Raw genomic sequence first — 12,753 nt, forward strand, 5'->3', positions numbered from 1 at the left:
TTATATTAGAAAAAACTCCTTATCCCCGCAGATACCGTCTCAAAAAGACCTTCGAAACTCAGTCCTTTGTTATAATTGAAATAAGCAAAAGCCAGCAGCGCGACGATGGCCAACAAAATAAGCCTTTTATAAATAGTTGCTATAAATATTATGACAAGCGGAATCAACAATAAGAAAACCCAACTGATTTTAATTGGCTTTAGCCCGTCATCATTCTTCATGACATAATACAACTTACTATGCGTACCATGCTCATTTTGATGCTTAAGAAAGACAAAAGAAGATTTATCAATCTCTTGTGGAGAAATGGCGACCCCTCCGGAAAAATTAAGCTGCTGTTTAAATCCATTAATAACAAATAGGAACGTACCGTTAAGCTTATCTGTTGGTTCATCCAGCGAATCGCAGGCGATAATGGCTAATTTGTTATTTTTGATCAGATTCTCCTTAACAATAAAATTATCTAAATGATATCGTTGCTTTGCCGACACCAAATTTGTAAAGGAAAAGAAATAGATAGCACATAGCAATAAAATCGAGCTCTTTTGTTTCATCTGTTTCATTTGATACCACCCACCGCATTCTACATACAGGATTAGGCGCTCAAACTTAGATAAAATGCGCTTTATTTGCAACGACGAATCTAAGTATGTTGAGGTTATGGCCATTTTTTTGTGAAAGGTCGTATAATATAATGATGCGCTCTTTGTTAGGTTCTTCTCCGGGAAATGTTTAGTTTAGGGCTACGTAAATTAGCGATGCTGAATAACGTGTTCAGGGCACGCAATAAGTGCGCTGAATGTAAAAATTAAAAAAAAGTCGAAAATTAATACTACTAATACGGTATACTTTATATATTTGCTAAATGGAAATATTATCAAGTCGTTTCGATACTGTTTTTTGGCTTAACGATTTTTTAATGTTATTTAAGTTTTTTTGTGTTTTTAGCAATCGATTAGGTTGAGCATTTGACAAATGAACTCGACATCAACATTTAATAAGGGGTAAACGATGCAAAGTTTCAGAACGGAATTAGAGAATCCAGTAGTGGAGCAAGATATTATAGATCTTGAAAAGAAAATCCATGCCTTTAGACAAGGTTCTATTCATGACGAAAAGTTTAGAAGTCTCCGGCTTGCTAGAGGGATTTATGGACAACGCCAACCCGGTGTACAAATGGTACGCATAAAGCTTCCGTTTGGAAAAGTGACTTTTAAGCAATTTTTGAGAATAGCTGATATCGCCGACGAATATGGAAGTGGTAATTTGCATTTAACTACGCGTCAAGATATACAGATACACTACGTGAGTTTGGATCGGACGCCGGAGCTTTGGTCCAAATTGGCAGCCGATGATGTGACTATCCGTGAGGCTTGTGGTAATACCGTGCGAAATGTTACAGCCTCTCCTACAGCTGGTATCGATCCGGACGAACCTTTTGATGTTTCTCCTTACGCTTACGCTACTTTCGATTATTTTTTGAGAAACCCAATTTGTCAGGAAATGGGGCGCAAGTTTAAAATTGCCTTTTCATCCAGTGAAAAAGATACTGCATACAGTTATGTGCATGATGTCGGGTTGATACCTAAAATTGATCCAAGTGGCAAACGGGGCTTTAAAGTCGTTATAGGCGGTGGCTTAGGTGCACAACCTATTTTGGCGCATCTTATTTATGAGTTCTTGCCTGAGGATCAGTTGATTCCTTTCATTGAAGCTGTTATACGCGTGTTCGATCGGTATGGTGAACGCAATAACCGTAATAAGGCGAGAATGAAATACCTGATTCAAAAATTAGGCTTGGATGAAGTCTTACAGCTTATAGAAAAAGAAAAAATTGCCATCAAAGCTAAACAACTTCCAATAGATATTGATGCAGTAAAAGCACCGAATATTCCGGTGAATACAGTTTTAGAGGATGTATCGGACGCAGAGCGTCTTCAATATGAATACTGGTTAAAAACCAATGTATTTGAACAGAAACAGAAGGGGTACTATGGCGTATACATCAAAGTGCTTATTGGAGATATAAAAACGGATCTGGCAAGGGAATTCATTTCCTTGATTCAGCCCTTGGTAGCCGATGAAATCCGTATCACCCAAAATCAAGGCTTATTGCTGAAATACGTGCCTGAAGCGCATTTACCAGCTTTATTTCACGCATTGAATAAAATCGGCTTTGCTAAAATTGGTTTTGATTCGGTAGCGGATGTTACTACTTGTCCGGGTACGGATACCTGTAATTTGGGAATTTCCAATAGTATGACCTTGGCAACGGTATTGGAAGACCTCGTGTATGAGGAATACCCCGAGTTTGTCTTCAACAAGGACATCAAGATCAAAATCAGTGGCTGTATGAACTCCTGCGGACAGCACGGACTTGCCGAAATAGGATTTCACGGTAGTTCGTTAAAGGCAGCTGGAAAGGTGGTGCCTGCTGTACAGGTAATGCTTGGTGGGGGAACGGTAGGGGATGGTGTCGGACGTGCTGCTGAGCGCGTTATAAAGACGCCGTCAAAACGCGCTACAGACGTTTTAAGATCTTTACTGGATGATTATAAGGCAAATGCGGAAAAGGGGGAGCGATTTCAGCAATATTACGATCGCCAAGGGAAGGATTACTTTTATCAATTGTTGAAACCGCTGGCAGATCTTTCCAGCCTGAAAGAGGAGGAATTTGTAGACTGGGGGCATGAGGAAACCTTCAAGACGGCTATTGGGGTAGGCGAATGTGCGGGCGTGGTGATAGATTTAGTAGCGACCCTACTTTTGGAAGCAGAAGAGAAACTTAGCTGGGCTAACCAAGCCTTGGATAATGGCGCTTGGTCAGACGCCATTTACCATGCCTATAGCACCTTGATAAGTAGTGCAAAAGCGATGTTGTTGGATAAAGGAGTGAATAGCAGTACGCATATCGGTGTTATCAACGATTTTGATGCAAAATATGTGGACAGTGGTGAAATCGATCTTCCAACAAGCTTCGCGGAAATGGTGTTGAAAATTAATAAAGAAGAACCTTCTGCCAATTTTGCTCAGGCCTATTTTAAACAGGCCGAGGAATTTTTAAAACTAACGAGAACTAAACGAGAGACGGTATTACAATCATGAATGATATAAAAAAGAATAACGCACCTAGAATAACCTTGGTGGGTGCGGGGCCCGGCGATCCCGAACTGATCACCTTAAAAGGTTTAAAGGCTTTGCAAGGGGCGGATGTTGTACTGTATGATGCACTGGTTGGTGAAGAACTTTTGCAATTTATTCCACCAAACGCTACAAAGGTATATGTAGGGAAACGCTCAGGTGATCACAGCTACTCACAAGAGGTAGTAAATAGATTGATGGTGGACTATGCCTTGAATTTCGGGCACGTGGTACGACTAAAGGGAGGTGATTCTTTTGTTTTCGGACGAGGTTACGAAGAGCTTGAATTTGCTGCCGCTTACCGTATACCGGTAACTGTTATCCCTGGTATATCCAGCTCTATCGGTGTTCCGGGTCTGCAACATATTCCTGTTACGCATCGCGGACTGAGTGAAAGCTTTTGGGTGATTACCGGTACCACGTCTTCAGGAGAGGTTTCGCATGATGTCTATCAAGCGGCACAAACAAAGGCGACGGTAGTTGTACTCATGGGATTGAAGAAGCTCAAGGAAATCGTAGAAATTTTTAAAGCAGCGGGTAAGGACAAATTACCGGTGGCTATTATACAGAAAGGCTCAACGCAGGACGAAAAGTTGGTGGTAGGAAACGTGCATAACATCGTAGATAAAGCGCAACAGGAAACGATTACAGCTCCAGCTATATTGGTATTCGGAGAGGTGGTTTCTTTGCACCCATCATATAAATCGATTGTAAAGGAGTATGCCTCAGTTATTGGAGAATGATGCAGCCCTTTTAGCTGCAAGCAATGAAAACGCTATAGGAAATCAATTGTTTCCCGTTTTTTTAAAATTAAACGATTTGCACACCCTCGTAATCGGGGGTGGCCCTGTTGCATTGGAGAAATTACAGGCACTTCTTGGAAACAGTCCTCAGGTAAAAGTCAAGCTTGTAGCGAAAGAAATCATTCCGGAAGTATATCAATTTGCTGAAACGCACACACAACTTCAAATCTTCCAAAAGGCATTTGAGCCGACCGATATGGATGCCGTTCAGTTAATCGTGGCGGCCACAAACAACAATGAATTAAACGCAGAGATCAGAAAAGCTGCGCACGAACGGAAGCTTCTGGTCAACATAGCCGATAAACCATCGCTTTGTGATTTTTATCTTGGATCTGTCGTTAAAAAGGGAGATCTCAAAATAGCAATATCAACGAACGGTAAATCACCCACAATTGCTAAACGATTAAAAGAAGTACTAGCTGAAAGCATACCGGATGAAATTGACCAAACGCTTCAGCAAATGAGTGCTTTACGGGGGAAACTGAAAGGGGATTTTTCTGACAAAGTCAAAAAATTAAATGCAGTAACTGCGACGCTTGTTACATCGGAACCAACGGAAAGTGTTCGTCGGAATTTTAAGTGGCTTATCTGGTTGGCTATAATTTTTTCGATGACGATTGGTGTCTTGGTTTTTTGGCATAAAGAGCCGGAATTCCAATCATTTTTAATGGAGCTTGACCCTGTATTCTATTACTTTTTAGGAGCAGGCTTTGTCTTTGCTATGGTGGATGGTGCAATAGGAATGTCCTATGGAGTTACTTCCTCATCTTTTTCCCTGGCAATGGGCATACCGCCTGCACCGGCGAGTATGGGAATACACTTATCAGAAGTGCTTAGTAATGGTATTGCCGGATGGATGCATTACCGCATGGGCAATGTAAATTGGAAGCTTTTTAAGTTGCTGCTCATTCCCGGTGTGGTTGGAGCCGTGATTGGGGCTTATCTACTTTCATCCTTAGAGCATTACAGCGCATATACAAAACCTTTAGTAGCTTTGTATACCGGTATTTTAGGAGTAGTTATTCTAATGAAGGCCTTTAATATCAAGAAAAATAAAAAAAGAAAAAAAATTGAGCGTATTGGCTTACTGGGTTTCTTTGGAGGCTTTATTGATGCGGCATTTGGCGGAGGGTGGGGATCCATCGTACTATCCAACTTAATTGCAGGTGGCCGACATCCATTATTTTCTTTAGGAACGGTTAAGATCACGCGATTTTTTATCGCTATATTAAGCTCCCTTACCTTTATTTCCATGCTTGGGGGTGCTCATTGGGAAGCTGTTTTGGGATTGATTCTGGGAAGCGCACTGGCAGCACCTATTGCGGCTAAGGTTTCTAATAGGATATCGGCAAAAACAATTATGGTATTAGTTGGTGTCATTGTCCTGATCGTAAGCTTAAGAAATATTGTACTATTTCTGACGCATTTATTTGTTGGATAAAGTTTTAAGGAGGTTCAGAAAAAATAGCTGAACAAAAATAAATCAAAATGGACTTACACGATTTGAAAGAGAAGCTGAGGGGACTAGACATAGTTGGGTCGTTAACATTTTTGGCAAAAGAATTTAATGACAAAATTGTTTTTTCTACCAGCTTCGGTTGGGAAGACCAGGCTTTAACGCATATCATCTTCAGTAATAATATACCTATAAAAGTATTTACGCTGGAAACAGGGAGGTTATTTCCAGAGACCTATTATGTTTGGAATCGAACATTGGAAATTTATAATAAACCCATTCACGCCTTCTATCCTGACAAAAACTTGCTAGAAGAGATGGTGAGCACGAAAGGGCCCAGCAGTTTTTATGAGTCGGTTGAAAATCGGAAAGAATGCTGCTATATTCGCAAAATTGAACCGTTGAAGCGCGCTTTAGCAGGTAATGCTTGTTGGATTACCGGTATTCGGGCTGAGCAATCAGCTAATCGACAAGGAATGGATAACATCGAATGGGATGAAGGAAATCAGATCATTAAATTTCATCCTATTTTCGATTGGACTTTGGCTGATGTAAAGGCTTATATAAAAGAAAATCACATCGTTTACAACACCTTGCATGATAAGGGTTTTCCTAGCATTGGATGTGCCCCGTGTACCCGAGCAGTTAGAGAAGGAGAAGATTTCCGTGCGGGACGATGGTGGTGGGAAGATCAATCAAAGAAAGAATGCGGCCTACATGCCGCTCAATCATAATGTAATTAAAATGAGTAAAAACAGTTTAGATTATTTAGATCAGCTAGAAGCAGAGGCTATACATATTCTGAGAGAAGTGGCTGGTCAATTTGAAAAGCCTGCTCTCCTTTTTTCCGGTGGGAAAGATTCTATTACGTTGGTTCGTCTGGCTGAAAAGGCGTTTAGACCGGGGAAGTTTCCTTTCCCATTGGTACATATAGACACGGGCCATAATTTTGAAGAGACTATTATTTATCGCGATAAAATGATTGAGCGAATTGGCGAAAAGCTAATCGTCGGCTATGTACAAGATTCGATCGATGAAGGAAAGGTCATCGAACAAAAAGGAAAAAATGCCAGCCGTAATGCGCTTCAAACTGTAACACTGCTAGATACCATAGCGAAAAATGGTTTTGACGCCTGTATTGGTGGTGCTCGGAGAGATGAGGAAAAAGCACGTGCCAAGGAGCGTATATTTTCGGTTAGGGATGAGTTCGGACAATGGGACCCTAAACGACAACGCCCTGAATTATGGAATATTTACAATGGGAAAATTCACAAAGGCGAAAACGTCCGCGTATTTCCCATTAGTAACTGGACTGAATTGGATGTCTGGAATTACATCCGAAGGGAAGGGATTGAGCTTCCTTCTATATATTTCGCTCATGAGCGGGATTGTATTACACGCAATGGACAGTTGATGGCTGCTTCACCCTTTCTCAATATGGACGAGGAAGACAAGGTCGTCAGAAAACAAGTGCGTTTTCGTACGGTAGGAGATATGACTTGCACGGCGGCAGTGGAGTCGAGCGCAACCTTAATTGACGATATCATCGACGAGATCAGTCAATCGAAAATCAGTGAGCGTGGCGCCCGGATGGATGATAAAGTTTCTGAAGCCGCTATGGAAGATCGTAAAAAAGGCGGTTATTTTTAATGGTTGCCAATTGTAAGTATAGCAGATAAAGGAAATAAAAAAAGGTGCCAAAAGGTACTAAAATACAAAGAGAGAAATGAATATATTGAAATTCTTTACGGCTGGTAGCGTGGATGACGGCAAGAGTACGCTTATTGGACGGATGCTTTATGATACAGGCTCCATTTTGGCTGACCAACTGGAAGCATTGCAGAATTCTAAACGTAAAAATGACGATGGCAGTATCGATCTAGCCATATTGACCGATGGCTTACGGGCAGAGCGGGAGCAGGGTATTACGATTGATGTTGCCTATAAATACTTTCAGACAGAAAAACGTAAATTTATTATAGCCGATACGCCGGGCCATATACAGTATACTCGTAATATGGTGACGGGGGCATCTACCGCCGACTTAGCAATTATTCTAATTGATGCACGTAATGGCGTTGTGGAGCAGACCATTCGCCACTCTTACCTTGCGTCTTTATTGGGTATCAAACATTTAATTGTTTGTATCAATAAGATGGATATGGTTGACTATAGTGAAACGGTTTTCGATGCCATTATTTCAAAATACAAGGCACTGGCTCATCAATTAAATTTGCAACAGGTCAATTACATTCCCGTGAGCGCGCTTAAAGGAGATAATATCGTGCAAAAGTCTGAACACATGCCTTGGTATCAAGGAGAAAGTTTGTTAAATTATTTGGAAAACGTAGATGTCAGCCATGATTTAGATGTAGAATACGCGCGTCTGCCCGTACAATGGGTTATTAGGCCACAAACAGAAGAGCTTCATGATTACCGTGGCTATGCCGGTAAAGTTGCCAGCGGGACCTTTAAAGTGCATGATGAAGTAACAGTGTTGCCCTCGGGATCGAAGTCGACAATCACTAAAATCGAACAGCTTGATAAAAACCTAAACGAGGCCTTTGCCGGTCAATCGGTAACCATTCATTTAAAAGATGATATTGATATCAGCAGAGGGGATGTCATTGTAAACAGCGACAGTTTACCTTATCAATCACAGACCGTAGAAGCCGATTTATGTTGGATGGATACAAGACCTTTAGACCTGTCGTTAACCTATCTTATACAACACAATAGTAAATTATCTCGTTGTAAAGTTCAAGAAATCGTCTACAATGTAGATATTAACACACTGGAAAAACATAGTGCTGACGAATTTAAGTTGAACGATATTGGTCGGGTACGGTTGAAAACCGCTGATGTACTTCCATTTGATTTATATGATGACAACAAAGCAAATGGAGCAGCCATATTGATTGATAGTCGAACCAACTTGACGGTCGGAGCGCTTATGTTCCGCGTGGCGCTTGACTATTAAACAATCTTATGTTTATTTAATATAAAAAGAAAACGCTATCGAACTTCGATAGCGTTTTCTTTAGAAGAGAATGTTCGGTTTAGATTCTAAATCCTAAACCAACAGTCCAAACGCGATTGGTTTGCTTCATATCTGTTCCTTCGAATCGTGCGTTTAAGTTAGTCAATCCTAAGCCATAACCACCATGGATCATTAAGCCGTTGGTAAACTCAAACCCGCCGATGAAGTTCAAACCAAAATCAGTTGATTTCAATGCACCGTCGCCTCCGAATTCAAAATCAGGAATGTCTGTTTCCGAAGAGCCGCCATTGTTAGATTCCCATTTGTTCTTACCTGAAATACCAAAAGCGATGTAAGGACCAGCCCCAAGGAAGAAGCTACCTGCATCAGCAGTTGGAAATTTAGCCACAAAGTTTACTGGCACTTCTATCCACATAGTATTCTGTTTGTAAGAGCCAAATTGATTTTCTTCAAGTTTTCCGCCTTTTCCTTGTAAAGAGATACCAGGCTGTACATAAAACCAATCAGTCGCAATAGGCGCATCCAAAAAAGCAGTTATATGGAAATTGGTCGTTGAACCGGTAGATGATACACTTTCTCCATTGTTGGAGAAATTGTACTTAGGAAAGTTAACACCTGCTTTTAAACCAAAGCCCATTTCCTGTTGAGCAAATGCTCCTGTTGCAAAAAGTAAAGCTGTAATCGATAATAATAACTTTTTCATGATTTTCTTATTTTTTAACTTTTTATTGTTGTTAGTCAAATTACAATAGCTAAGCCAAAAAATGCAACTATCTGTAAATAAGCTTTTTAAATTTTATTTAATTTTTTGAACAGCTGTACTTATTTTTAGACAGTGATCTTAATGTTAGAAAAATCTGACGAGCTTTTAGAACAATGAGAGCTGATTGTCTTCCGATTTAGCAATGTTAAAATTGGATACAGTTAGCCCCAGCAGCCTTATAGGTTTGCCGTCTATGGGTGCTGCTTTTAAAAGGTCAAGTCCAAAGGCTTCCACTTGGTCCAGATGGATGAGATTGGAATGGGTGTAATTGCGGGTAATTTGTTTGAAATCAGCAAATTTAATTTTAAGTGTCAAGGTGCTGCCCAGTACTTGTTTTGCCTCCAATCTCTTAACCACCCGTTGCGCGATCAGTTTTAGTTCCGTCATGAGTTCCTGTTCTTCCATTAAGTCGCTTGTAAAGGTATCCTCGGCACCAATTGATTTAAGCTCCCGAAAAGTTTGAACGGGACGTTCATCTATTCCGCGGACAATATCGTAGTAGAAATTACCTACCTTTCCAAAGAGATTCAGTAGATGGTCCCTTGATAACTTTTTTAAATCGGCTCCTTTATAGATTTGCAAACTATTCATCTTTTTTGCCGTCACTTTACCGATTCCGTAAAATTTTTGAATTGGCAAGGCTTCTATGAACGCTTCGATTCTTGACGGACCGATAAAAGTAAGCCCGTCGGGTTTATTCATATCCGACGCTATTTTAGCAACAAATTTATTCGTGGATACACCTGCCGAAGCTGTAAGATGAAGTTCGGTTCTAATAGCATTCTTTATTTCCTTCGCAATTTCTATTGCAGAGCCAATTCCCAGTTTATCTTCGCTGACATCTAAATAAGCCTCGTCAAGGGATAAAGGTTCAATAATATCGGTATAGCGATGAAATATTGATCGTATTTGATTGGAAACAGATTTATAGACTTCGAATCTCGGGCGTACAAACAAGACCTGTGGACAGAGTTGTTGCGCCTTTCGGGAAGACATCGCCGAGTGTATACCATAGGCCCTCGCTTCGTAGCTGGCGGTAGCTACCACACCACGCTGATCCGGTTGTCCGCCAACAACAATGGGAATGCCTCTATATGTTGGATTATCCCGTTGTTCTACCGATGCATAAAATGCATCCATATCTACATGAATAATCTTACGGAACGACATAAATACAAGTGAAGTGTTATGCCTTTTTCTGCAACAATGAAAGGGCTAAGTTTTCTAATTCGTCCAGATCAAACGGTTTTCTAAGATAACTGTCGGCACCTGCTTCTTCCGCCAAAGTAGGTAAATTGCTATTAGCCGAAAATATAATAACCGGAATATCTTTTAAATGGGAGGTGGCTTTTAAGGTTTGCGTTCCTTTTACACCGCCCAGTCCAGGTATCCAGTTGTCTATTAAGATGATGTCCGGATTAGCCTTTTCTACCTGTTCGATAATATCCTTGCTGTGAGGAGATGATATAACCTCAAAATCTAAGTTCTCGAATACCACAGAGCAGAAGTAAAGGATATCCTCGTCATCATCAAGAATCAGTATCTTGTTCCGCATTCTCTTTTCTTATTGCTTTTTACAAAAATACTTTTTTCATGTTAAGCACCTAAATTTTCTACTAATATTTTACGCAACATCCCATAGGGTTTGAATGGGTGTGCATCCAAATCAGAAGTAAATACCTATTTTTATGACAGAAACATCTGTCTGGCTTACAATGCTGCAACCTAGACAAGGCGCCTTTCTTTGAGTTGAATTTATATTTCTCTAGTCTTGATGCTCACTATAAATACGCATGGCATTTTTTGGCAACTGTTGCACATGCAGTAAATATTTGGTTACATTTTGATCCCAATCCCTACGGTAGTTATATCCTAATTGTTGAGCTACATACGTTGCAACTTCCCTAAATAGCTCGATTGTCTTATAGAGGGCAATCCAAGTATTATCTAAATGTGCATCTGAGTAAGTGGCTAAGAACTTTTTATATACTTCCCCTTCTAGGTATCGCTCATAGAATTTGCCAAATTTACCCGGATTAACCGTGAAATCGTGACGACATCCAATATACCAGTCCATCATCTGCATCAAAGCAGCATGGATCACTTGGCTGAATAATTCTTTAACCAGTACCAATTCACCACGCCATAAGCCTTTAGCTAAGCCGGCAGTGGTGTACCAAAATTCATTGCAGCAATCTTCAAACGAACGTGCCGAAGGCTTTTTTACTATATAGCTGGCATCACTAGCAGGAGGGAGTGGCCTTTCTTTGAAAAGGCCGTTTTTGTCCCAAATTACCTTACAAAGACTATCGTTCGTAAAATGGTGCAAACGTTCGAGCGGCACGATGGTTAAATCAATGCGATTACCATCTTTAAATTGCAATAAATAAGAAAATGCGCCAGCCATCTCAGGCGTTGGTGGGTATAATTCCATGTCTTCCGGTATTTGCATAATCATAAGCTCGCCAAATACCTCCAACCAATCTGCATTTAGGTAACGTGGTTCAAGACTTTCAACTACGTAAATAATGTCGTAATCCTGAAATATATCCTTGCTTACATTGGGATTTGATCGAGAACCATCTTGTAAAACGCCGAGGATCTTTGTGTCTTTTGCCGCAACGCGCAAAATTAATTCCATCATTTCGCTTTCGCTTCTGCTAATTACAGGTTTGTTTGTCGTCATATAAGAACATTCTTTATTACTTTACTTTGCAAGATTGATTTCATGAAATGCTTATAAAGCATTATAGGCTTTGTTTCCGTAAGACTTCAAGGTTTTATGCTTTTTTTTGCAAGAGCGATAAAGCTAAGTCTTCCAGTTCGCTTAAGTCAAATGGCTTTTTCAAGTAGTTGTTTGCTCCCGCCTCTTCCGCCAAACTAGGTAGGTTACTGCTAGCAGAGAATAAAATAACTGGTATATTCTTTAAATGGGGTGTATTTTTTAGTATTTGTGTTGCTTTTACGCCCCCCATACCCGGTATCCAATTATCAATTAAGACTATATCTGGAGCTGCCTGTTCTACTTGTGTGATAATATCCTTACTGTGAGGAGACGATATTACCTCAAAGTTCAGGCCCTCAAATACGACAGAGCAAAAATATAATATATCCTCATCGTCGTCGAGAATTAATATCCTGTTCCTCATTATTTTATGTGCTTATGACGCGTAGCTGTCGATGATTTGTGCTAGTTGATTTTGTGGCACTACGCCGCTTTGTCGCCATTTAATCTCCCCTTCTTTAAAAAGAATCAGTGTGGGAACGCCTCGAACTTGATAATTAGACGCGGCTTTCGGATTTTTATCTACATCAACTTTTAGTATGGTGACTTTATCACCAAATTGCGATTTGACTTCATCTAATATCGGGGCCATTATCTTGCAGGGACCACACCATTCTGCAAAAAAGTCAACCAGTACGGGGGTTTTTCCTTTGATGATTTCGGAGAATGTTGCCATTGTATATTAGTTAATATAACTACTAATCTAATAAAAAATGGATAAATCTAAGAAAAATTGCAAAATAAACTTGTGAAATATAGAATCGTTCAGTTAAAATATAGCTTGGGTCTTTATGGTTGATTAAT

13 protein-coding genes are annotated in these 12,753 nt (G+C 40.2%); 6 read left to right on the plus strand and 7 right to left on the minus strand.

Going from position 1 to position 12,753, the window contains the following annotated elements; all coding sequences use genetic code 11:
- Positions 1 to 5 precede the first annotated feature (5 nt).
- Positions 6 to 554 (minus strand): hypothetical protein, encoded by a 549-nt coding sequence (locus QT327_RS11920; protein ID WP_041388341.1) that lies wholly within the window; start codon positions 552 to 554, stop codon positions 6 to 8.
- A gap of 457 nt (positions 555 to 1,011) precedes the next feature.
- Between QT327_RS11920 and QT327_RS11925 the strand changes: the two genes are divergently transcribed.
- The 6 genes from QT327_RS11925 (at position 1,012) to QT327_RS11950 (ending at position 8,380) form a co-directional block, all read left to right on the plus strand.
- Positions 1,012 to 3,105, plus strand: a complete 2,094-nt coding sequence (locus tag QT327_RS11925) for a ferredoxin-like domain-containing protein (protein WP_130857459.1) — start codon at positions 1,012 to 1,014, stop codon at positions 3,103 to 3,105.
- Positions 3,102 to 3,884 carry a uroporphyrinogen-III C-methyltransferase gene (cobA, locus tag QT327_RS11930; RefSeq protein WP_013666454.1) on the plus strand — a complete coding sequence of 261 codons (783 nt, stop codon included), beginning with the start codon at positions 3,102 to 3,104 and terminating at the stop codon, positions 3,882 to 3,884. Before QT327_RS11925 ends, cobA begins: the two co-directional genes overlap by 4 nt.
- On the plus strand, positions 3,862 to 5,385 hold the full coding sequence (locus tag QT327_RS11935) for a TSUP family transporter (RefSeq protein WP_130857460.1): 1,524 nt from the start codon (positions 3,862 to 3,864) through the stop codon (positions 5,383 to 5,385). The genes cobA and QT327_RS11935 overlap by 23 nt, the downstream gene beginning before the upstream one ends.
- 47 nt (positions 5,386 to 5,432) lie before the next feature.
- Positions 5,433 to 6,134 (plus strand): phosphoadenylyl-sulfate reductase, encoded by a 702-nt coding sequence (locus tag QT327_RS11940; RefSeq protein WP_130857461.1) that lies wholly within the window; start codon positions 5,433 to 5,435, stop codon positions 6,132 to 6,134.
- A gap of 10 nt (positions 6,135 to 6,144) precedes the next feature.
- Complete coding sequence (gene cysD, locus QT327_RS11945) at positions 6,145 to 7,050, plus strand: sulfate adenylyltransferase subunit CysD (RefSeq protein WP_041387458.1); 906 nt, start codon at positions 6,145 to 6,147, stop codon at positions 7,048 to 7,050.
- A 76-nt stretch (positions 7,051 to 7,126) separates the two neighbouring features.
- The gene (locus QT327_RS11950; protein WP_013666458.1) at positions 7,127 to 8,380 is read left to right on the plus strand and encodes a sulfate adenylyltransferase subunit 1; all 1,254 of its coding nucleotides are present in this window, start codon (positions 7,127 to 7,129) and stop codon (positions 8,378 to 8,380) included.
- A 79-nt stretch (positions 8,381 to 8,459) separates the two neighbouring features.
- On the opposite strand, the gene QT327_RS11955 is transcribed toward QT327_RS11950, so the two are convergent.
- The 6 genes from QT327_RS11955 to trxA form a co-directional block, all read right to left on the minus strand.
- Positions 8,460 to 9,104, minus strand: coding sequence for a porin family protein (locus tag QT327_RS11955; RefSeq protein ID WP_130857462.1), 645 nt, complete (start codon positions 9,102 to 9,104; stop codon positions 8,460 to 8,462).
- Between the two features lie 165 nt (positions 9,105 to 9,269).
- Positions 9,270 to 10,334: a DNA polymerase IV gene (gene dinB, locus QT327_RS11960; RefSeq protein ID WP_130857463.1), complete on the minus strand. Its 1,065-nt coding sequence runs from the start codon at positions 10,332 to 10,334 to the stop codon at positions 9,270 to 9,272.
- Positions 10,335 to 10,350: 16 nt separating this feature from the next.
- The gene (locus QT327_RS11965) at positions 10,351 to 10,719 is read right to left on the minus strand and encodes a response regulator (protein ID WP_013666461.1); all 369 of its coding nucleotides are present in this window, start codon (positions 10,717 to 10,719) and stop codon (positions 10,351 to 10,353) included.
- Positions 10,720 to 10,929: 210 nt separating this feature from the next.
- A complete protein-coding gene (locus tag QT327_RS11970) occupies positions 10,930 to 11,850 on the minus strand; it encodes an aminoglycoside 6-adenylyltransferase (protein ID WP_130857464.1) in 921 nt (306 codons plus the stop codon).
- 94 nt (positions 11,851 to 11,944) lie between these two features.
- Positions 11,945 to 12,313, minus strand: a complete 369-nt coding sequence (locus tag QT327_RS11975; protein ID WP_013666463.1) for a response regulator — start codon at positions 12,311 to 12,313, stop codon at positions 11,945 to 11,947.
- A 12-nt stretch (positions 12,314 to 12,325) separates the two neighbouring features.
- Positions 12,326 to 12,625 (minus strand): thioredoxin, encoded by a 300-nt coding sequence (gene trxA / locus QT327_RS11980; protein ID WP_013666464.1) that lies wholly within the window; start codon positions 12,623 to 12,625, stop codon positions 12,326 to 12,328.
- Positions 12,626 to 12,753 lie beyond the last annotated feature (128 nt).

The sequence above is a fragment of the Olivibacter sp. 47 genome (genome assembly GCF_030372825.1).
GTDB classification, from domain to species: Bacteria; Bacteroidota; Bacteroidia; order Sphingobacteriales; family Sphingobacteriaceae; genus Olivibacter; species Olivibacter oleidegradans.